Here is an 18,009-nt window from a genome sequence, read left to right as displayed (position 1 = left end):
TTTTCATACTCTTTGAGCGCATGCGTGATCTGCGCTTCGCTAAATTGGGACTTTTTCATATTGACTATTTAAAGGTAAAAAATCATACTTTTAAATAGTCCGAATTTTAGGAGGGGTTACAAATGGTTGTACTAACATCAATATGACCTTTAAGTATAGATTTTTTACGAAGCAAATCAAAACGAGTAATGAACAGTTTAATTCATTTAAAGAAGGCTTTTTTATTAAGCCTTCTTTTATCTTTAAAAGGGGGTATTAATTTTGCGCAGAAGCATGAAAACCATTGTTCTGAAAAAATCAAGGTTGGGCACTTCTACTTTTATTCTACAAAGCAAAATGCATGGTCTGAAATATTCAGAAACGACGATACACAAACGGAGATTTTTCGTAACACCAATGACACGTCAATTTACAGTGTAAAATGGGCTAATCCTTGCACCTATGAAATGCTTCTCTTAAAGAGTACAACAGCATTTGAACCTGGTGAAGAGGATTATGTAAAATCTTTTAAAACGGTAACGACTATTTTATCGATTTCTAAGGGGTATTATACATTTACTTCTATTGTTTCGTCAGAGAAGTATAGACAATCGTACAATTTTAATGACACAGTTTGGTTTGATAAGGATAGCATTTTACATCGACTAAAGACCAGGTAATGTCCATGTCTCGATTTGGATTTATTTTAATTGCGGTTTTTTTATGTGTCACAAAGTGCTCGTTGCACGCCCAGACGATTTTTGGGGATTGGAGCAAGGATAAGCTAGAAAATTTTAAAGAAAGACAGCGACGTAAAACGAACAAACTTAAGCAATGGAAGCAGCATATCCAGGAATGGGGCCTGGACCCGGACTTTAACCATGCGTTGTCATTGGCCGGCCGGCTGAACACCAATGGCTGGAGCGGTGGGCTTAGCTACGTGATGCAGAAAAGCGCTGGCAAGAAAGTGCTGTGGCAGCTCTGGTTCTCGGAGATCAAACACGAAAAGGAAGCCAGGCAGCAGCAGATCCGTGACCTGTATCCCGGCCTGGGGCGCCGTACCGCCTATATCTTCGGCAAGATCAACACGGCTTATACCATACAATTGGGCTATGGCCGGGAGCAGATGCTGCTGCCGGCCCTGCTCGACGGCAACCTGTCGGTAAGCCTGCGTTATACCGCAGGACCCGGGCTGGCCCTGCTGAAGCCCTATTACCTCGACCTGATCTACGTTGATTATACCCCAGATCCTGCAGCCCATATCCAGACGGAGCGATATGCTGCCGCCAACGCCGAACACTTCCTGCAACCCGGCTTTATCCAGAGCGGCAGCAAATGGAGCAAGGGGCTGGGTGAAATAAAATATATACCAGGACTCTTTGCCGAGCTGGCCTTTGCCATAGAACCCGAGAAACCGAAAGCCTTTGTGAAAACTATTTTGATCGGCGGCAATGCCGCTTTTTATACTTCTAAGATCGAAATCATGGCCGAACGCAAGGCCTATCCCTACCAGGCTTCTTTCTTTGTTGGCTTGGCTCTCGGCAAACGGTGGAGGTGATCTCGGCCTTATGACTGATCCATGAAACGACCCGTAAATTTTATCCTATACCTGCTTGGGCTGGCACTTTTGCCTGCGGCGATCCGTGCCCAGCAGCAGGCCGTGTATAACCGCTTCCAGTACCATAAGTATACCTGGAAAAGCCTGCATACGGAGGCCTTTCACCTGTACTTCCCGGCCGGCTACGACAGCCTGGCCAGCTTTGCCTCGGTGCAGCTGCCCGATATCAAAGAAGCCGTGCAGCGGCAGATGGGCATCACCCTGAAGAACAAGCCCAACCTGGTCTTCTATCCCTCCATAGACCAACTCTACGAATCCAATATCGGGCGTAATGATGGCCAGTTGCAGACCTTTCCGACGATACAGCTGAAAGGGGACCGGGTACTGCTTGCCTTCGGCGGTTCGTATGAGACCTTCCGGCAGCAGCTGACCGAAGCCTGGGTAAGACTGAGCTGGGAAGAACAGTTCAAAAGCGATGCGGAGGAGCAGCTCACCAATGCCCGCCTTCTGTGGCCTGCCTGGTTCAAGCAGGGCGCCGTCCGCTTCTTTGCCCAGGACTGGCCTTTGGGCGACGAAGAAGCCTTTGCCGCTGTGCTGCAGCAGCCTCCCAGCGACTGGCAGCAGGTAGCGGATAAAGCGCTGGCACAGGCCGGGCAGGCCTTCTGCAACTTTCTGCGACAACGCTACCAGGAGGATGCCACGAAACAAGTCCTGTTCCAGCTGCGCCAGGGCAAGACCCTGGCCCGCGCCCTGCGCCTGGTCACTAAGCGCCGGATGGATACGCTCACCAGCCAATGCCTGGCCCTTTACCGGCAGCGTATAGACGACAACCATCCCGTTGATACTCTCGCAGCCCGGCTTGAACGGCAATACAAAGGCCGGCTGCAGGCTTTGCAATACAGCCCTGACAGGCAGCAGGCAGCCTTCGTGCTGCAGCGCGACCATAAGCGACTGGTATATCTCGCCGACCTCAAAGCCCTGTATGATACGACACAACGCCTGAAGCCCTTTACGTTATACCAGATGCCTCCCTGGCTGGAAAGCCATAGCGACGACCCGTATCCGCTTATTGGCTGGCAGCGCGATAGCCGTGGCCTCTACCTGCTGCGGCCGGTAAAAGGCAAAATGAAACTGGAACATTACGACCTGCGGGGGCAGTATCGTGACGACCGCACCCTGTATGGCCTGGACGGAGCCGGCACCCTCGATGCCGCAGAACGTGACCGCTTCCTGCTCTCCGCCTACCGCAGGGGGCGCAGCGATATCGTCTGGTTCGATGCCGCGCGGCTGCGCTATACACCATTAACCTCTGGCACTGCCGATCATACCGAAGCGGCCCTGTTGCCCGGTCGTATGCTCGTCTACCGCTCGGGCTACCCCGCCGACAGCCTGTACCATAAGGATACCCTGGCCCGTCCCTATGGAATATACTATAAACCTCTTGGCGATGAAAACGGCGCTGCGAAAACAGGTGACCACCTGTTGCTGCTGGACTCGGCCTATGTCCGCTGGCAAGACCCGGCTTGGCTACCGGATGAGCGGCTGGCGCTGACCAGTACGCTGGGCGGCAAGGTACACCGGGATACGCAGAGCGATATTCCGCCGCAGGTATGGCCCACAGCACCAACCGGGCAAAGCCCCTGGCTGAAGGACTACCTGGCCGCACAGAAACGGCGCGACAGCCTTGCTGCCCTGCTCAGAGAGATCGATGGAAGGGAAACGCCGTCCTTCCTCGGCAAGTTGCTGAGCCCCGGAGACGCCAAAGCAAAGGCGCACCTGCAAAAAGACAGCACCAGGAAAGCCCTGGCCTATACCCGAAAGAAAGTTCGTCCCTATCTGCTACAGCTATACAGCGCCTACTTTTCAGCGCAGATCAACAACGATTATTACATCAACCGCTACCAGCCTTTCCAGGCTTACCTGGGCACCTTCAAGTTTCCTAGCGTAGGCGCTATGGCCAGCGGCGGCTTTACCGATCTGTTCGAGAACCATCATTTCAATATCGGCTACCGTGACCCTGTATGCTGCCAACGGTACTACGGTGCTGGCCACCGCTACTACTGATGCCAATGGCAACTATAGCTTCCCCGGCCAGATACCTGGCAACTATGTAGTTGGCGTAGCGCCACCAGCGGGTTATCAGCATGTGAGCTCCACAGACGCCACCCCTGGCAACGGCCTTACCTCCGTAACAATAACCACTACTGCAATAACAGACATTAACTTCGGCATAGAGCGCCCCCCTGTGTCAAATTCGCAAACGCAGACGATCGGCAGTCCGACCAGTGCGGTTATTCCGGCAGGCACTATTAGCCAGGACGTTGAGGGAAGTGATCCTGAAGATGGTAGTCTCGGCAATGCCAATACCATTGTGATCACCCAGTTGCCAACTAATGCTGTCGTGCTATACAACGGCCTTGCAGTAACCCTTAACCAGCAAATCACCGGTTTCGACCCTTCATTGCTTTCCTATTCAGACATTGCTTCAGGCACTACATCTATAGTATTCAATTATACTTTTATTGATGCTGCAGGCCTGCAAGGGGTTCCGGCTACATATACTGTTAATTGGACAACCCCACTGCCATTAACATTGCTGCATTTCGTGGCATTGCCGAACGAATGCAACGAAATATTACTTAAATGGGCAATTGCAGACGCTATTGGCTTTGACCGGTTCGAGGTTGAAGAGAGCCGAGATGGCGCCAGCTATCAAAAGATAGCAATATTGCAGTATACTGATAATGTGACATCATATGTGTATAAACAAACAAACCCTGCTCCTGGTAAACATTATTATCGCCTTAAAATGCTGGACATTGATAGCCGTTACAGCTATAGCCGAGTGTTGCCTGTGATGATTGATTGTAAAAATAAGGATATTGAGGTGTTCCCTAATCCTACAAATAGTAGGATTACTATTCGCGAACTATCAGATGGAGATCAAATACAGTTGTTAACACCAGAAGGACGAATTCTGACTACTCGAGAAGTTAAAGGTCATCAGGTTGAGATTGATCTTACGGCTTATACAAATGGCACTTACTATATCAATCTCATTGATAGGGATAGGAAAAAGAAATACTGGACAAAGGTAATCAAGGTAAAATAGCCGGATGTTTCCGGAACCAACTTAATACGATTCCTTTCTTTTAGACAATGTGGCCAAAGATGGTGCTTAAAATTGGTTGAAACCCTTTTCTGGCCTGGTTTATTTGGAGGCGACTAAAAAGTAGAGTGCTATTTTTTAGTCGCCTCCAATTTTTTTGGAACGTTCGATATGGGAAGGTGCTATGGCTGCGTAGGTATTTAATGTGTAATCGCTAATACTTAATCTGACAGGTTTGATTAATTTTTGTTTTCGGCTCCAGGATTTATAGACACAAAGAAATTAGAAAGCTCTAATTTACGACTATCTGGATTTAGGGGTACTTACCGTAGTTTTAAGTGTAAGGGGGCAGTGCAGATTACTGAAGCAACTGTGGCAGCTCAAGCCAAATAACACCAATGCTTTGCCCGATCCGGCTATTTCTCAGAATGCCAATGGGCCGATCCAGTGATGTCAGGAACTACGATTCCCGTAAGCCTGATTACCTTTAAGAGAACATTCGATAAAATATTGCTAGCTCTGACAGGAAAGTTGCTAAACAAACAGGTCGGTGGCGCACATACGAATCCTGATCCTTGTGCCAAAAGAGGATAAGCCGGAAACAGCAATGTTGCTAGCAGGAAATCAAGCTTTAAAAGCAATGTATAAATACAGTTTTACGCAAAAATAGCAATACTTGCCATATGAATCAGCGTAATGCAGCCTACATTTTAATGGATAAAGCCACGTAGATATTGCGCAATAGTTTCCGTTTTATTATTAACGTGCAAAACTTTGTATATTTTTTTTATACTATACAGAGTCGTTTCTACTGAAAGAAAGAGTTCAGAAGCTATAGTCTGATAGCTCTTCCCATCCACCAGCTTTTGAAGTATCTCTCTTTGTCTTTCACTAAGTATGGAGGCTTTACTGACATGTCCACCCATCAGGTGATTGACAATCTCGCGGGCGATGGACGGCGACATGTAAGACCCACCCGTTGCTACAATACGCAATGCTGCCATAATATCATCCAGACCTGATCGTTTGGAAATATAGGCGTAAGCCCCCGAGCACAGTGCTTTCAAGATTACGTCTTCCTCTTCATAAGTGGTGAGCATAACGATATTGATGTCTGGCACCTTCTCGAGTATAAGGGGAATAGCGTCAAGTCCAGACAAGCGCGGCAGACCAATATCAAGCAACAGAATATGTATCTGACCCGGATTCCGGATGATCAAGCTATTCAGGAAAGCAACCGCAGATTCATATACACCAGCGGTTTCAAACTCGTCACGGTGTAAGGCGAGCAATTGGGTTATGCTGTCCCGAATCATTTTATTGTCATCAATGACGCTAACGCTTACCATTTTCACTTTTTTATAAAAATACCAGCTTTTTTTGCCGACAGAATCAATCCCTCTTGTGCTTACAGCTATTTTCACCCTACAAGGTGACCACAAAGCGAAATGGTTTATAGCGATATAGAGATAAACCATGAAAACAAACAAAGAGGGGCTGCCTGTATTTTTCCAGACAGCCCTTTTCTTGGTTTTTCTTTAATCCTGTATCGATTTTTAGGACTAGTCATCATCAACTGGCGTCATGCTTCCCGAAACATAGTAAAACCTGTTGGCACGTTGGGATTGCCATATATATTGTTGGCTGCAGAAGAGGGAACACCAAATGACATTAAGCCATCCTTGAAGTAAGTTCTTAGCTTAGCGTGACAACGAGCATTAAGGCTTGGAGAACTGGAACCATGAATTTGAAGCAAATAGCCCTTGTTTCCCAACTGCGCCTTAACCGAGCCGCTAAATTTTAAAACTCAAATACCCCAAGGCGCGCACAGGCATTCTCAGGAATGCTTTTTTTCGTTTATATATGCCGCTGCAGCAGCTTTTTTGAGCACCAGGGGCGGTTGTTTATTTTATTGACAACGCCTAAGCATCTTTAAGCATCTCTTTGATCTGCATCAAATGATTGATATCATGCCCTGCGTAGTATAATGCAATATCGCGTATGCTTTCTATACCGCGTTCCGCATGAATACCATAATAATCCCATTGCGCCGGTTCCAGCAAGCCGAACAATTGTATATTGGCCTGTCGCAAACGTCTAAACAATGCCAAAGAGTCGGCTACCGGTATTTTCTGATATTTTCCCCTGATAGCCCATTCCGCCTGATCGAACGCCTGTATATCGGTTCCCGGCCTGCTGAGGATGGTACGTATCCGATATGCACCCACCAATTCATCATCGGCAAGGTGTGCTACGATTTCTGTAACAGACCATTTCCCAGGCGAGGGATTGATCAGCAATCTTTCAGCCGGAATGCTTTTTAGCAGGGATTCAAGGATATCCGGCATTTGCGCCTGCAGCTCCAGGGGATTCCTCCCTTTTACATAGTCCAGGATACGTTTTTTATATGCCTCAAAGGACTCCATCATGACATTGATCTTAATTGAATGATGTAATTTCGGGAGAAATAACGAAAGAAACAGGAAATTTGACACTATTAAACCATCTTTATGAGAGCAATTAATCCCTGGATCAATTTCAACGGCAATGCCGAAGAAGCATTCACCTTTTACAAATCCGTTTTTGGTGGAGCGTTTACAAAGATTGTCCGTTTCAAAGATCTCGCGGGCAATGAATTCCCGATCGCAGAAGGCGATGCAAACAAGATCATGTACATATGTCTGCCTGTTGGCAAAAACAATGTGCTCATCGCCAATGACGTCCCCGGATTTATGGGTCGGGTAGACGAAAACGAGAACCGGTCTAAAATACATGTTGCTGCTGAAAGCCGCGAAGAAGCAGAGCAAATATTCAACGGATTATCCGCAGGCGGCACGGTTGAAGGACCTATCGGCGACAGTCCCTGGGGTACCTATGCCGGCATGTTCAGAGATAAATACGGTATTGAATGGATTATAGAGTTCGACCCCGGTTATAACGGATAATTAGAGGCAATACAAGTCCGCGCCGGCTGTAGTATACCGCCAAAGTGTATCTCAACGCCGCGGGAAAGGGAATTTCCGGATTAAAATAATCGTGACGATCATTACAAAAAAATATGGCAATAACAGGAGGAACGCATTATAGTCCTTGTGACTTTCTTTGAAAACAACTAATGCATTTATCTGTCCCCCGGCTGTGCGTGGAATCAGTTCCTGTGCATAGTTCCAGCCCAGGTGAAGGCCAATAGGGAACATCAGGTCTCCCGACTTTATGAATGCCAGACCAAACAGGACGGAGCCTGTTCCGGTGGAAAACATAACCATAGTGATTTGTTCGGCCGGCATGCCGCGGCTGACATGCATCAACCCGAAAGGCAGAGCGATCAGCAGCTGAGCAATCCATACCCTGTAGTTCCTCAGCAGCTCCTGGAAAGGATACCCCCTGAAAATGAACTCTTGTACAAATGCAGACCACAGGCATCCTAAAAAAGTGATGACGATAAAAACAGGATCAACATGGGTGCTTATTTTCCAACCGTCCTGTGTCAGCCAAACAGTAAGGACGAAGGTGACGAGCAGCATGGCTATTCCAATGCCAAGGCCTTTCAAAAAATTTCGCGCAGCTGTTCTATCCTTTGGCCAAAATCCTAACGAAGAAAGTGTGCTGTTTTCTGCCTTAAGGAATACCCAACTTAAAAAAAGGGCGACAAGGAAAAAAAACAGGAAATCATTGAGCATTGGAACTGTTCCCGCAACAGCTGTGGCTGACCATAAAATAAGGAAATAGACCAATACCTTCATCCAGGGAGATAATAAAGATTTTATTGCTTTCATGCCTATTGATTTTCTGCAAATAGATCAACTTAAGGCGCACCTGCAACTTTAATCGGCAGACCAGTAAAAGAAACAGGCAGACACCCCTGTTCCGGCAATAAGGGAAATATGTCCGTCGCAAAAAGCGTTTGTCGGTCAATTGCCGGGTTTGGTCGGCGATTCCAGGCTAACTGTCGTTATTATTTGCTGCACCAAAGGGAAAAGCTGATATTTATCTCATGCAGACCTCAACGTCCATCGAATATGCCTATTCAAAGCGGGCGATAAGGGTAAGCCTGCACCTGCTCTTTTGGACAGTACTTCTGGGAACCAGGCTCTATCTTGCCCACATTTCGTTCAACGTGTACAGCGCATTGCCAACGAAAACCCATGTGCTTCTGACGTTGGCCGGTACGATTGCCTTAGCGCTGTTCTACTATACTGCGGTTTACCTTATCCTTCCGGCAACCCTGCCCAAAAAACGCTATATCCTCTGCTTTATATTGCTGGTAGTGGCATTGACCTGCTATACGGTGCTGGATTCCTATTTTGAGCTGTCGATCATCGGTGCATGCAAGGCATGTATCGGACTGCTGCACCAGGAACATACTGCATATGCTGCCTACCTGGACCGGGGGCTCATCAACATCGTATTGACAAGGATTCTGGGCCTGGGTACGCCTATCTTCCTGCTGTTCGCCCTTTGTATTCCATTTAGCATAAAGATGGCCATCAAGGCATTCAGGAACAACATCCGCGCACTCGAATTGGCGAGAGACAATCTGCAGCTGGAGTTCAGCTTTTTAAAGGCACAGCTCAATCCGCATTTTCTGTTCAATGCCATGAACAACATTTACGGGCTTATTCTCAGCGGCGAAAAGGAGAAATCAGCAGGGCTGGTGTCCAGGCTTTCCGAACTGCTGCGCTATACGCTATACGATTCCAATGAAGACCTGATGCCGGTTGAACGTGAGCTGAAGCTCATGAACGATTACATCGAGCTGGAAAAGGTAAGGCTGAACGAAACCAAGGTGCATTTCAGGTGCAATATTGACCATAATGATTATCGTATCGCTCCCCTTTTGCTGATGCCGTTAATTGACAATGCCTTTAAGCATAACCGTGATTCGGAGCATTCCTGTATCGACATCTTTATCGACCTGCTACAAGGTTGGCTCAGGTTTACTATCAGGAATTGTGTAAGGGACGGGCAGAGCCAGCCTGAACCCGGAGGCATTGGCATCAGCAACCTGAAGAAAAGGCTGGAGCTCTATTACAAGAACAACTACCGGTACGAAGCTTCGGCTTCAGATGGTATCTATTCCGTAAACCTAATCATCCGGCTATGACCAAACTTAACTGCCTTATCGTTGATGACGAGCCGATTGCAAGGAACCTGCTCGAAAGCTATATCGAAAGGATCCCTGAAGTGCTGCTTGTAAAAAAATGCAGGGATGCGACGGAAGCCTATAACGCGCTTCACGAAGCCAGCATCGACCTCGTCTTTCTGGACATCCAGATGCCGGCCATTACCGGAACGGCGTTCCTGAGATCTTTGCGCAGGCCGCCTCTGGTTATCTTTACTACGGCCCATGCGCATTTTGCACTGGAAGGATTCGAGCTCAACTCGGTTGACTACCTGCTGAAACCTATTGTTTTTGAACGGTTTTACCAGGCGGTACAAAAAGCAATAGAACGGAAAGCGCTTCATCTTCCACAGCCGGTGCAGGATTCACCCAACCATATATTCGTCAGGCAGGATGCTAAATGGATACGAATTGAGCACGCAGATATCGGCTTTATAAGGGCTGAAAGAGATTTTTGCCGGATATTCTGCGAGGGGGAAACCAGGCACTTCGTTTCGATGCACCTCAAAGCGCTGGAGGAAATGCTGCCTGCAAACAAGTTCCGGCGTGTCCATCGCTCCTACCTGGTCAACCTGTCCAAGATTAAGGCGTTAAAAGGAAATATGCTGATTTTGTCTTCCGGGGATATCCCTGTAGGGGAAAATTACAAGCAATCCTTGTTTGAAAAGCTTGGACTGTAGCCGGCTTCGGGCATTATTGCTTTTTCCCAGAGGCAGGAGTTATACGAAGACCAGGTAATAATATTTGCGCAACGATGTTGATCCTTTGCAGCCATTGCCTGAAATCAAAACAAAATACCGCTCATAATTGTATTTTTGATCCCTACAAACGAATAAGCCAAAAACCATATGAAAGTCATCATTATTTCCATGCTGGGATTAGTCCCGGTATTGGCACAGGCACAGGTAGGCATAGGGACCACGAACCCGCTCGCAGGACTGCACGTTACCGATAGCAGCGTACTTTTCTCCGCTGCCGGCGCTGCAGTTACGACTACAGCAACGCCCATAAGCGGCGACGGGCGCCGCATGATGTGGTATGCGCCGAAAGCAGCCTTTCGGGCTGGTTACCTGGATGCCGGCGGCGGCAGCTTCTGGGATGCTTCCAATATAGGCAATTACTCTTTTGCTGCCGGCACAAACACCCGGGCCAGCGGTACCAGCTCATTTGCTGCCGGGAACAATACGACTGCCTCCGGGAACGAGTCTGTAGCGATGGGTAGCTATAGCATAGCATCGGCCTTAGCCAGCGTAGCGCTCAACGGACAGGCAACGGATACCGGCGCAGTGGCCATAGGAAGCGGCGCCATTGCCGCAGGAGATCAGGCGATGGCCCTGGGTCAGAACGCTGTTGCCTACGGCTTCGGTTCCGTAAGTATAGGGCCCTCAACCTCCAGCGGAATATTTTCAGTAGCGATCGGGGTCTCCAACCGCGCTTCGAACTGGTACAGCTTCGCGCTCGGCAGAACAGCGCGGTCCAATCATAACGGCTCCTTTGTGCTGGGCGATGGCAGCGCAGGATTCACCAGCGACAGTGTATACAGTTCAGCGAACAACCAGATGTCCATGCGCTTCGTTGGTGGCTACCGACTTTTTACTAATTTGAACCTCACCAGCGGCATCGCGCTCTCCCCCGGAGGAGGTTCATGGTCTTCATTGAGCGACCGGCGCAAAAAAGAGAACTTTCAAACGCTTGACCGCGAAGAAATACTAACTAAAGTTGCCGCGTTACCCCTGACGAGCTGGAACTATAAAAGCCAGCCTGCTACACAACGTCATATAGGCCCCATGGCGCAGGATTTCTATGCGGCGTTTCAGCTTGACGGTATCGGGAACGACACTACCATTAATACGGTTGATATCGACGGCGTCAATATGGCGGCCATACAGGCGCTGGAAATCCGCAGCAGGAAGCTGAGTGCGGAAAACGAAGCGCTGAAAAGCCGTGTAGAGCAACTGGAAGCCGAACTGCGGCATACAACGGAAGCTTCTGCTGCAACCCATAAGCGTCTCGTAGAAATCGAACGGCTTTTGCTAAAAGCCTATCCCGGCGACCGGGCCGCCGTTGCAGCCGCCCGGCAGGGACCATTGGAATAAAGTCTGATATTTCCATCCAAACGTTTGCTGCGTCCCCTGCGGGAACGAAGAACCTGGTTGGCAGATCGCCTGAACTTAATGTACATGCCAGGCCTGTATCAAGCTGTCGCTAGCTGCTACCAGGCGATGGCAATCTTGCCGGGAACTTTACCGTTCATCAGGTCGTCATGCGCCGTAACAAGATCCGTCACGGGATATACCTTGCCCGGCAGGGGACGAAGCAAACCTTCCCGGAACAGCTGCGAGGCCATGGCGAGACAACGCTGTACAAGCGCGGGCTTGTGATCGGCCAGCCGCAACATATTGACACCGGTAAACGAGCGGCTGTCGAGCAGGAAGGGCGCCGGGTGAAAAAAACCAAAAGAAAGCGCAAAGGAGACCAGCTTAAAAATATTACCCGCATCATTGCCCTGCGCTCCGCCATAGCCGACAAGACGGCCTCCGGGCGCCAGGTTGCGCATTGCTTTCCGGATATAGGAGCCGCCTGCCGAATCAAACATCACGTCGATCGCCTTGGCCCCTTCCAGCTGCTCATATTGCGCAAACACATCGCCTTTGCTGCGGTTCAGCGTAGCATCTGCACCCAATGACCTGGCAATCGTTTCCTTCTCTTCTGTGCTGACAATGCCATAAACTTTTGCCTGGTGCAGCTTACAAAGCTGCACGATCAACGATCCTACGCCACCCGCTGCGGCTGTAACGATCACCCGTTCTCCCGCATATACGGTACAAGCTTCCCGGGTGCAATACCAGGCGGTTGCAGCCTGTGTTGCCAATGCCAGCGCATCCGTGAGCGATGTAGCCGCGTCTATCCTGACCACAGCACGCTGATCCGTAACGGCATATTGCGCATAGCCGCCGAAGCGGGTCATAGCGGTAACCCGATCGCCGACAGCAATAGCTGTTACTTCCTGACCTTTGTCCACCACGGTTCCGCAGACATCGTATCCCAGCACACAAGGTAAAGGAGGCGCATCCCGGTATTGCCCGCGGATCGCCATACCATCGGCATAATTCAGTCCAAAAGCTTCCACCCGTATCAGCACCTCGTTAGCAGCTGGTCGGGGAACCGGTACTTTTCTGGTCTCAAATGCCTGCGCCACTTTACCTTTCCTTACCTGGACCACCGCATTCATCATCTTGCTATTCATACTGCAAAATTGGGAAAAGATCATCAAGGAGCCTAGGAATACCCCTTAAGCAATTATTCCTGCCTAAAGTCTCCGCCCCAGGTGGCTCGCTGAATGCCCGCGCCCGCTATATCGGAGCTGCCCGCCACTGTTGGTGTTAGCACCAGCAGCAAACAAGCACCATTTGGCAGCCGTTAACCGAGCCTGTAAATAAATTCTTCTATCTCGGCTTGTCTTGCATTGGCGAAACCCCTGTCCGTGCCAAGCCTTATAAAACCACATTTTTCCAGCACTTTCTGCGAACCTAAATTATCAAAGGCAACCCTGCCGAAAACAGGCCTTGTCTTTTCGATAGCCAGGAAGCTTTTAAGCGCTGCCGATGCAATTCCCTTTCTCCAGTAACTTTTGTCAATCCAATAAGTAATTTCCGTATCTCCTCTCGTTTCAAATTTGGCAATGCTGCCTACAATCGTGTCGCCAAGCAGAATGGTCTGCATATTGATGGTCGGATCATTCAGATGCTTCGTAAATTTTTCCAGGTAAGCTTCTTTATCCAACGGATCTTTTGAGGTGAATGCGGCTAAATAATTCGCCTCTTTGTCCAGCTGAAATTGAAACAAAACGGCTAAGTCAGCGATTTCGGTTGGCCTGAGGCTTGGTTGCAGATGTTGCATCGTGATCGTATTTTAATAGAGGATGAAGTAATAAAGTTTTTCGTGACGCTTTGCATGTGCCGGCCACTATAAGTCAAATGTAAGATCAATGTTCTTCTATCGTTTGCCTATCGCCATCGATGAGGATGGGTATCGGGGCTTTCTCACTCCAGCTTATCCGGCCAGCCGTTCTTAAACTTTGCAATGGCTTCTGGCGTTACTGGTGTAAAGAGGTTCACGAGATGACCATCGGGATCTCTTAACAACAAAGACCGATTTCCCCAGGGCATAGTTGTGGGCTCCTGTACTATGCTGTCTTTTATTGCAGCAGGTAATTGCTCAAAATGTTGCTGCACATCGCCGACCAGGAATTCAATAATAACACTGTGGTTGTGGACAGGCCGGGCGATGTCGTCACCGCCAAAAAACTGCAGCGTATTTGTGCTGCCGATGGCCAGGGTGGCCGTTGGCGTCTTTATTTCGGCGAAATCGGGCGTATACCGGGTGGCTGTTACCCCTGTTACCTGTTCATAAAAGCGGACGAGCTCCTCTATCCTGGAAGTGATGATGCGGACGGATACTAAATGCATAGCTGATTGATTTAATTGTCCGGCTAAGGTATAGGGAGGCTATGACAACTGTTTGTCAGGGCTTATGAAATTTATTTCTTTTTCCTGCAGATATTCCTGGAGACTAAGCTGGTGTGGTGAAAACTTAAGATGGGTAGTATTAACCGTTACGATCCTGTCCAGCCGGAACATCCTGAAGTCATTTCTCAGCCGGCAGAAGGCGATCAGCGTCCATTGCTGCCGGCTGCTGTAATAAAAAGCGAAGGGCTCAATCAGCCTTTCCGTACTTTCCTTTTTACCCGCTGCCAGGTAAGTCATGCGCAGCACGATGAAGCTGGTAAGCGCATCCTGGATGGCCGATAAGGAGCTGCTGGTGGGCTGCTCCAGGCTTGCCAGGCTTACCGCAACACGCCCGGGAAGCAGCGCTATTTTATCTTTTGTTGTATAGTTCAGCACTGCTTTCACTTTATCCACCGCGTCGTTATAGGAGCGGATCAGGGAACTGTCTTTGTTCAGATTGACCAGCTGTCCGGCCGTGATCAGGGCATTGGCCTCCTGTTCTGTAAACATGACCGGGGGGATTTTGTATCCTTCTGCCAGGGAGTAGCCTTTACCTTCAATGCTGGCTATCGGAACGCCGATCTGGTCCAGCACTCTTATATCGCGGTAAATGGTCCGCACGCTCACGGCAAACTTTTCGGCCAGGTCGGTTGCGTTGACGATCCGTCGGGTCTGCAGCTGCAGCAGGATGGCGCTCAGGCGGGTAAGCCTCTTCATATCGGTATGGTTGCTCATAGCTTAACGATCCATCTTCAAAGATACAAAAGCAGCAGGCTTTGCGGGCATTCTGCCCATCCGCATATCCTGCTGGAGTCAATGTTATTATCTCTTAAATCGGTGGTGCGCATCTGTATGCGGTTGCACAACCTGCGATGCCTGTTCATGCATTAATATGCCCGCGGCTTTGACGACAAGCAGAACCGAACATCTGCTCCATGTACACATGCCATTATCCCCGGATTTATCATGATAATCTTAATTTTTACAGCTGTTCCGGTTGCTCATTGGGATAAGGTATCCTTTTATGCAGCATAGCTTATGTCCGTTGCTTCAATATTTCCATTTGTTATTTCAGGTATTATAAACCGTTTATAAGAAAAAAAATACCGTTAGTAAAGAAACCTTTGGTTATTTAAGGTTTTCACCCTTATTTTCAATACTGGTTATATCAATTATATCCTTCAACCAAACACTAACATCTAATTTATGAACGCGCCATTATCCTTCCAGGTGCCTCCCCGCACATTTATATTTATATTACCAGGAGCACACAAGCTTCTGCCAAAATAACCGGGCGCAGCAGCTCCCGGACAATTGCCTTTGCTTCTTCGCAGTGCACCCCGCGAACTTCGTGACTGGCATGTCCCGACTGGCATACAGGCCAAAGTATCTTATACGGATACGGCAACCGGCCTGACCGCAAGCATTTAATATCAACAATACCCATCCCGGATGCGTTGGCGCTGTTCCCGCCTGTTTTACAGCAGCAGCGCCACAGACAGCTCCGGCAGCATGCAGTTTCCGGCGCAATCGGCATATCGCTATGGCAGCGCATGGCTAATGGCCCCCGGTGATCTTGTTTTGCTACAAGCGCTTTCGCTATGCCTATGCTTTGCAGAGAGGACATGCAGGTATCCCGGACTGTCCCGGGCAATGCTCCTTCGCGCTTACACCGCACGGACAAATGCATTCGTTTACCCCACAGTTTAGCGGGGCCCTTTCATCTTCAAGCCTGTTTTATTTTTTAACCTTAAAATTCTATTTGTCCTTATGAAAAAACTATTCATGATCGCCTGCTGCTCCTTGCTGGTACTAAGCTCCAGGGCTGCGTTGTTCATCACCAATAACACGGCTTGCGATGTGTACATCGTACTCCAGGCCCACGATCAGAACCATGGTACCTGCCTGATGCAATCCAACCGTTTCCTTGTCGCTGCCTTTGGGTCCCAGGCATTCAACAATGTGACCTCCCTGAATACAAGCCCCGGCTGGCAGAACGGTCCTGCGGTCACTACCGGCAGCGGCTGGGATTCGGCGCTTTTCGGCGGTGTCAGCATTGGCGGCAACCTGGGCCCCAACTGTGGCGGCAGCACATCCATAACGGTGCCCAACGGTTGCGGGACTACGACTGTACAGGCCGACTGGTACACCATCGGGGGGAATACCTTTATTGACTTTTATTAAACCATACGCTCGTTTTCCTTTATTAAAACATAAAAACCAAACTATGAAAAAACTGCTCCTTGCCGCTTCACTCTTCGCGCTCGGCGCCCAGGCCAAAGCGGCCCTGTTTATCAATAACAACACCGGCTGTCCTTTAAACATTACCATGTTCGCCTTCGACCCGGCCCATCCCGGATGCTGGGGGCTGCAAAGCAACCTGATCACCCTGGGACCCAGCTCCTCCGTTTCTTATACTACGGTGGCCACCCTGAACACAACAGCGCCGTTCTGGTATGGCGGCGCCATGGCGTCCATTTCCGGCGGGCCGACTACCTGGGGCTGGAATGCTGCCAAAACTTTCTTTACCGGTGGTGGTGGCGGCAGCGTAGGCGTAGCCAGCTGCGGGGTACCGGCTTCCGTTACGAGCACTGCCTGCGGTACCAGCGTAACCTTAACCTGGACACCTTTACCGGGCACCAACAACATTCTTGTCGAAGCCAACTAACTGCTTCCTGGTATGGCCGGCCGGCGGGAACGATTTGCAGGCAACTGTATATCGCTCCCGCTACGGTCAAAGCAGGATGTGGAGATACGGCCGCAGCGGAAGCTGGCTGCCTGTTTATCCGTTAGCCAATCTAAAACCATTGCTATGAGAAAACTATTCATCGTCTTGCTGCTATCGTTATCGGCCGCCAGTGCCAAAGCAGCCTTATTCATTACGAATAACACGAACTGTATTATGGTCGTGCTGATCTACGCCCATGACCAGAACCATGGTACTTGCGGACTGGAATCGGGCCGTCTGCAGCTGGACCCCGGCGCCTCCACTGCCTTTAATAATGTGGCAACCATCAACACCACGCTGCCCTTCTGGCAAAACGGCCAGACGGCGACCACCGCCGGCGGCACTGCGATATGGGGCTGGGATGCAGCCATCGTCACCAACGGCGGAACCATGTGGGCGCAAATAGGCAATCCCGGCAGCTGTTTCCCTACGGCATCGGTTACTACGCCGAATGCCTGCGGCACCAACAGCGTAACTGCCGACTGGACCATTTTCGGCGGCAATACCTTCATCGATATCAATTAAAAATCACCCCCTTCTTTAACCAAATCCATCCTAAAAAAAAGCTTATGAAAAAACTGATCCTTGCGGCTTCGCTGCTTGCGCTCGGCGCCCAGGCGAAGGCTGCGCTCTTCCTTAATAACAATACCAATTGTACGGTAATTGTCCAGGTCTATGCGCACGACCTGAATCATGGTATCTGCGGCCTGCTCTCCGGTCGCATCGTTGTGCCACCTATGACGGCACTTCCGTTCAATAATGTAGCGAGCCTTAACACGAACCCGGGCTGGATGGGACAAACGGCCGTAACTACCGGCGGAGCCGCAGTATGGGGCTGGGACGGCATCACCTTCAACGGCGCCAACGGCGGCCCTATAGGCAACCTTACCGCCTGCTTCACCACCGACAACCTGACCGTACCCAATGGCTGCATACCTGTAGCCAACGTAACGGCTACCTGGACTTCCATCAGCAGCACTGCTGCAATAGTGGACTTTAATTAAT

18 protein-coding genes are annotated in these 18,009 nt (G+C 49.5%); 11 read left to right on the top strand and 7 right to left on the bottom strand.

The window, feature by feature from the left end:
- The first annotated feature begins 721 nt into the window (after positions 1-721).
- The 3 genes from DZC79_RS19230 to DZC79_RS19220 are packed head-to-tail and all read left to right on the top strand — an operon-like array spanning position 722 to position 4,649.
- Positions 722-1,537: a hypothetical protein gene (locus DZC79_RS19230; protein ID WP_118953247.1), complete on the top strand. Its 816-nt coding sequence runs from the start codon at positions 722-724 to the stop codon at positions 1,535-1,537.
- A 21-nt stretch (positions 1,538-1,558) separates the two neighbouring features.
- On the top strand, positions 1,559-3,601 hold the full coding sequence (locus tag DZC79_RS19225) for a hypothetical protein (RefSeq protein ID WP_157977283.1): 2,043 nt from the start codon (positions 1,559-1,561) through the stop codon (positions 3,599-3,601).
- On the top strand, positions 3,549-4,649 hold the full coding sequence (locus tag DZC79_RS19220; RefSeq protein WP_118953245.1) for an SdrD B-like domain-containing protein: 1,101 nt from the start codon (positions 3,549-3,551) through the stop codon (positions 4,647-4,649). The genes DZC79_RS19225 and DZC79_RS19220 overlap by 53 nt, the downstream gene beginning before the upstream one ends.
- Before the next feature lie 707 nt (positions 4,650-5,356).
- Here the strand turns inward: DZC79_RS19220 and DZC79_RS19215 are convergent.
- Both DZC79_RS19215 and DZC79_RS19210 read right to left on the bottom strand, forming a co-directional pair.
- Positions 5,357-6,070 carry a response regulator transcription factor gene (locus tag DZC79_RS19215; RefSeq protein ID WP_198666952.1) on the bottom strand — a complete coding sequence of 238 codons (714 nt, stop codon included), beginning with the start codon at positions 6,068-6,070 and terminating at the stop codon, positions 5,357-5,359.
- Between the two features lie 498 nt (positions 6,071-6,568).
- Entirely contained in the window at positions 6,569-7,075 is a 507-nt protein-coding gene (locus DZC79_RS19210; protein WP_118953244.1) for a DinB family protein, read from the bottom strand.
- An 81-nt stretch (positions 7,076-7,156) separates the two neighbouring features.
- On the opposite strand from DZC79_RS19210, the gene DZC79_RS19205 reads away from it, so the two are divergent.
- The gene (locus DZC79_RS19205) at positions 7,157-7,591 is read left to right on the top strand and encodes a VOC family protein (protein WP_118953243.1); all 435 of its coding nucleotides are present in this window, start codon (positions 7,157-7,159) and stop codon (positions 7,589-7,591) included.
- Positions 7,592-7,642: 51 nt separating this feature from the next.
- Here the strand turns inward: DZC79_RS19205 and DZC79_RS19200 are convergent, their stop codons facing one another.
- A complete protein-coding gene (locus DZC79_RS19200; protein ID WP_118953242.1) occupies positions 7,643-8,422 on the bottom strand; it encodes a CPBP family intramembrane glutamic endopeptidase in 780 nt (259 codons plus the stop codon).
- 218 nt (positions 8,423-8,640) lie between these two features.
- Between DZC79_RS19200 and DZC79_RS19195 the strand changes: the two genes are divergently transcribed.
- The 3 genes from DZC79_RS19195 to DZC79_RS19185 all read left to right on the top strand — a co-directional run bounded on the left by DZC79_RS19195 (position 8,641) and on the right by DZC79_RS19185 (position 11,864).
- Positions 8,641-9,750 carry a sensor histidine kinase gene (locus DZC79_RS19195; protein WP_118953241.1) on the top strand — a complete coding sequence of 370 codons (1,110 nt, stop codon included), beginning with the start codon at positions 8,641-8,643 and terminating at the stop codon, positions 9,748-9,750.
- Positions 9,747-10,448 carry a LytR/AlgR family response regulator transcription factor gene (locus DZC79_RS19190; RefSeq protein ID WP_118953240.1) on the top strand — a complete coding sequence of 234 codons (702 nt, stop codon included), beginning with the start codon at positions 9,747-9,749 and terminating at the stop codon, positions 10,446-10,448. The genes DZC79_RS19195 and DZC79_RS19190 overlap by 4 nt, the downstream gene beginning before the upstream one ends.
- Positions 10,449-10,616: 168 nt before the next feature.
- Positions 10,617-11,864, top strand: a complete 1,248-nt coding sequence (locus DZC79_RS19185; RefSeq protein ID WP_118953239.1) for a tail fiber domain-containing protein — start codon at positions 10,617-10,619, stop codon at positions 11,862-11,864.
- A gap of 116 nt (positions 11,865-11,980) precedes the next feature.
- On the opposite strand, the gene DZC79_RS19180 is transcribed toward DZC79_RS19185, so the two are convergent.
- The 4 genes from DZC79_RS19180 to DZC79_RS19165 form a co-directional block, all read right to left on the bottom strand.
- Positions 11,981-13,015 carry a quinone oxidoreductase family protein gene (locus DZC79_RS19180; RefSeq protein ID WP_198666951.1) on the bottom strand — a complete coding sequence of 345 codons (1,035 nt, stop codon included), beginning with the start codon at positions 13,013-13,015 and terminating at the stop codon, positions 11,981-11,983.
- Between the two features lie 173 nt (positions 13,016-13,188).
- Positions 13,189-13,668, bottom strand: a complete 480-nt coding sequence (locus tag DZC79_RS19175; protein ID WP_118953237.1) for a GNAT family N-acetyltransferase — start codon at positions 13,666-13,668, stop codon at positions 13,189-13,191.
- 143 nt (positions 13,669-13,811) lie between these two features.
- Entirely contained in the window at positions 13,812-14,237 is a 426-nt protein-coding gene (locus DZC79_RS19170; protein ID WP_118953236.1) for a VOC family protein, read from the bottom strand.
- A gap of 39 nt (positions 14,238-14,276) precedes the next feature.
- Positions 14,277-15,011 (bottom strand): helix-turn-helix transcriptional regulator, encoded by a 735-nt coding sequence (locus tag DZC79_RS19165; protein ID WP_118953235.1) that lies wholly within the window; start codon positions 15,009-15,011, stop codon positions 14,277-14,279.
- Between the two features lie 1,035 nt (positions 15,012-16,046).
- On the opposite strand from DZC79_RS19165, the gene DZC79_RS19160 reads away from it, so the two are divergent.
- The 4 genes from DZC79_RS19160 to DZC79_RS19145 all read left to right on the top strand — a co-directional run bounded on the left by DZC79_RS19160 (position 16,047) and on the right by DZC79_RS19145 (position 18,008).
- Entirely contained in the window at positions 16,047-16,460 is a 414-nt protein-coding gene (locus DZC79_RS19160; protein WP_157977282.1) for a hypothetical protein, read from the top strand.
- Positions 16,461-16,503: 43 nt separating this feature from the next.
- A complete protein-coding gene (locus tag DZC79_RS19155) occupies positions 16,504-16,944 on the top strand; it encodes a hypothetical protein (RefSeq protein ID WP_118953233.1) in 441 nt (146 codons plus the stop codon).
- 144 nt (positions 16,945-17,088) lie between these two features.
- Entirely contained in the window at positions 17,089-17,529 is a 441-nt protein-coding gene (locus DZC79_RS19150; protein WP_157977281.1) for a hypothetical protein, read from the top strand.
- Positions 17,530-17,573: 44 nt separating this feature from the next.
- Positions 17,574-18,008, top strand: coding sequence for a hypothetical protein (locus DZC79_RS19145; protein WP_118953231.1), 435 nt, complete (start codon positions 17,574-17,576; stop codon positions 18,006-18,008).
- Position 18,009 lies beyond the last annotated feature (1 nt).

This window comes from Taibaiella helva (genome assembly GCF_003545695.1).
In the GTDB taxonomy this organism is placed as follows: domain Bacteria; phylum Bacteroidota; class Bacteroidia; order Chitinophagales; family Chitinophagaceae; genus Taibaiella; species Taibaiella helva.
Note: the sequence above shows the minus strand (reverse complement) of the source record. Positions and strands in the feature narration are given on the sequence as shown.

Excerpts from the sequence above, each read along its gene's own strand:
- DZC79_RS19145 (WP_118953231.1), top strand. The coding sequence starts at position 17,574 with ATGAAAAAACTGATCCTTGCGGCTTCGCTGCTTGCGCTCGGCGCCCAG.
- DZC79_RS19190 (WP_118953240.1), top strand. The coding sequence starts at position 9,747 with ATGACCAAACTTAACTGCCTTATCGTTGATGACGAGCCGATTGCAAGG.
- DZC79_RS19210 (WP_118953244.1), bottom strand. The coding sequence starts at position 7,075 with ATGATGGAGTCCTTTGAGGCATATAAAAAACGTATCCTGGACTATGTA.
- DZC79_RS19195 (WP_118953241.1), top strand. The coding sequence starts at position 8,641 with ATGCAGACCTCAACGTCCATCGAATATGCCTATTCAAAGCGGGCGATA.
- DZC79_RS19185 (WP_118953239.1), top strand. The coding sequence starts at position 10,617 with ATGAAAGTCATCATTATTTCCATGCTGGGATTAGTCCCGGTATTGGCA.
- DZC79_RS19200 (WP_118953242.1), bottom strand. The coding sequence starts at position 8,422 with ATGAAAGCAATAAAATCTTTATTATCTCCCTGGATGAAGGTATTGGTC.
- DZC79_RS19155 (WP_118953233.1), top strand. The coding sequence starts at position 16,504 with ATGAAAAAACTGCTCCTTGCCGCTTCACTCTTCGCGCTCGGCGCCCAG.
- DZC79_RS19160 (WP_157977282.1), top strand. The coding sequence starts at position 16,047 with ATGAAAAAACTATTCATGATCGCCTGCTGCTCCTTGCTGGTACTAAGC.
- DZC79_RS19205 (WP_118953243.1), top strand. The coding sequence starts at position 7,157 with ATGAGAGCAATTAATCCCTGGATCAATTTCAACGGCAATGCCGAAGAA.
- DZC79_RS19150 (WP_157977281.1), top strand. The coding sequence starts at position 17,089 with ATGAGAAAACTATTCATCGTCTTGCTGCTATCGTTATCGGCCGCCAGT.
- DZC79_RS19165 (WP_118953235.1), bottom strand. The coding sequence starts at position 15,011 with ATGAGCAACCATACCGATATGAAGAGGCTTACCCGCCTGAGCGCCATC.
- DZC79_RS19170 (WP_118953236.1), bottom strand. The coding sequence starts at position 14,237 with ATGCATTTAGTATCCGTCCGCATCATCACTTCCAGGATAGAGGAGCTC.
- DZC79_RS19180 (WP_198666951.1), bottom strand. The coding sequence starts at position 13,015 with ATGAATAGCAAGATGATGAATGCGGTGGTCCAGGTAAGGAAAGGTAAA.
- DZC79_RS19225 (WP_157977283.1), top strand. The coding sequence starts at position 1,559 with ATGAAACGACCCGTAAATTTTATCCTATACCTGCTTGGGCTGGCACTT.
- DZC79_RS19175 (WP_118953237.1), bottom strand. The coding sequence starts at position 13,668 with ATGCAACATCTGCAACCAAGCCTCAGGCCAACCGAAATCGCTGACTTA.